This window comes from Enterococcus italicus, from assembly GCF_023743875.1.
GTDB lineage: Bacteria > Bacillota > Bacilli > Lactobacillales > Enterococcaceae > Enterococcus_G > Enterococcus_G italicus.
Map to the genome: position 1 here is coordinate 1 of NZ_JAMRVB010000022.1, position 1,790 is coordinate 1,790.

Annotated in this window: 2 protein-coding genes; both read right to left on the reverse strand. The window is 40.4% G+C overall.

The features are described from left to right. Positions 1 to 177: 177 nt before the first annotated feature. Positions 178 to 1,083: an IS3 family transposase gene (locus tag NE257_RS11515; protein ID WP_251886528.1), complete on the reverse strand. Its 906-nt coding sequence runs from the start codon at positions 1,081 to 1,083 to the stop codon at positions 178 to 180. Continuing rightward, the gene (locus NE257_RS11520) at positions 1,068 to 1,760 is read right to left on the reverse strand and encodes a helix-turn-helix domain-containing protein (RefSeq protein ID WP_251886529.1); all 693 of its coding nucleotides are present in this window, start codon (positions 1,758 to 1,760) and stop codon (positions 1,068 to 1,070) included. The genes NE257_RS11515 and NE257_RS11520 overlap by 16 nt, the downstream gene beginning before the upstream one ends. Between the last annotated feature and the right edge of the window lie 30 nt (positions 1,761 to 1,790).

Here is a 1,790-nt window from a genome sequence, read left to right on the forward strand (position 1 = left end):
TGGTGTGCACCCCGTCAATAGGACAATGAAATAGTATAAGATTTTTTCGTCGAACTACCCTGAGTTTTGGGGTAGTTTTTTTGATTTATTTTAAAAGCAACTGTCGCGCTACGCTTGACTGGCCATGTGGTTGTAGCGGGGAAGAAGGTGCTTTCCCCGCTACAACCACATGGTATCTTAGGCTGCTTGGAAATATTGCTTGTGATACTCCATCGGTGTGAGGACATGTAGTTTTCTTTGGTAACGACCATTATTATAGTAGTCAATAAAATCAGTTATCATGTCGGTCAAGTTTTGTTTCTTTGTAAACTTACGACCATAATAGTTTTCACGCTTTAGAATACCCCAGAAGCCTTCCATAGGACCGTTATCGATACATTTTCCAACTCGAGACATGCTTTGAATCATTTGTGCATCACTAATTCTTTCGTACATTTTTTTATTGGTATATTGAAATCCACGATCACTGTGGAAAATTGGCTGTGCATCAGGTTCAGCCGATCGTGCCTTATCAAAGGTATCCAGTACCAGTGGCAGGTCGTTCCTCTCACTGATGACGTAAGCAACGATACGTCGATCATATAAATCTAGGATGGCACTCAAGTAGACCTTATGCACCTCGAGACCAATGTAGTACTTGAACTCTGTAATATCGGTGACCCACTTTGTATTTGGTGCTGTGGCAGAAAAATCACGATTCAGGATATTCTCCGCTACGTAATATGGATGACGACCTCTTTTAGTAATACTATTTGCCGGATGTTTGATTGAGGATTGAATTTTTTCTTCACGACAGATACGTAAGACGCGCTTATCGTTCACGTTTTGATCGTGCGTCCGTTTTAGTTCGTCTTTGATCCGGCGATAGCCCATGTCCGGGTGTTCATCATGGATTGCTCTGACTGTTTTGGCAAGTTCGTTGTTCGCCATCCTCCGTGGGCTATAGGGATGTTTCACCCAACGATTGTAAGCCGACCGGCTAACATTCAATATCTTGCACATGGGCTGAACAGGATAAAGTTTTTCTTCATGTAGTTCCTTGATTGCTTCATAAGCGTGCCAATTTTTTACTTCTTTTGCCAATCCCTTCTTTCTAATTCCTTTACTTTTTTTAACAGGTCAATCTCCATCTGTTGGTATTTTACCTTTTCTTCCAACTGCGCAATTCTAATTTTTGCTTCTTCTTCAGGTGTTCGACTTTCTTGGTTTGCTTTGCGGTGACCACGACGATCTTCGAGTCCTGCTTCTCCCAATTTCTCGTAACGCTTGACCCAGTTATAAACGTTCTGATAGGTCACTTGGTACTTTACAGCTGTGCCACTGTAATCGTAGTTGTTGGCAATACAGTACAATACAATCGCTATACGCTCTTCTAAACTGAACTTTTTTGTCTGACTCACTTTACTTCCACCACTTTCTGATTTAAAGGTTCCATGAGTATTATATATCTTTATCCAGTCTTGGAGCTGTACCTTGTTCCGTAAGCCATATTTTTTTGTGACTGCCTCCAATCCTTCAAATCCATCCAGATAGTCTAGAACGGCTTCGATTTTTCGTTCTTTTGAGTAGTGACGATTCTTTTTGGTTGGTAATAATCCTGTAGGTCCTTCATTTTCATAAATGGCTATCCATCTTTTTATTGTACTCCAGTTCACACCTGCTTCTTGAGCTGTTTTATTGATACTGCTTTGACCATTGAGATAATTCTCAACTATCTGTATTCGCTCTTCAACGCTTAGTTTCATTTTTCTTTTAGACATACGAAATACCCCTATCTAGGACGTTAATTA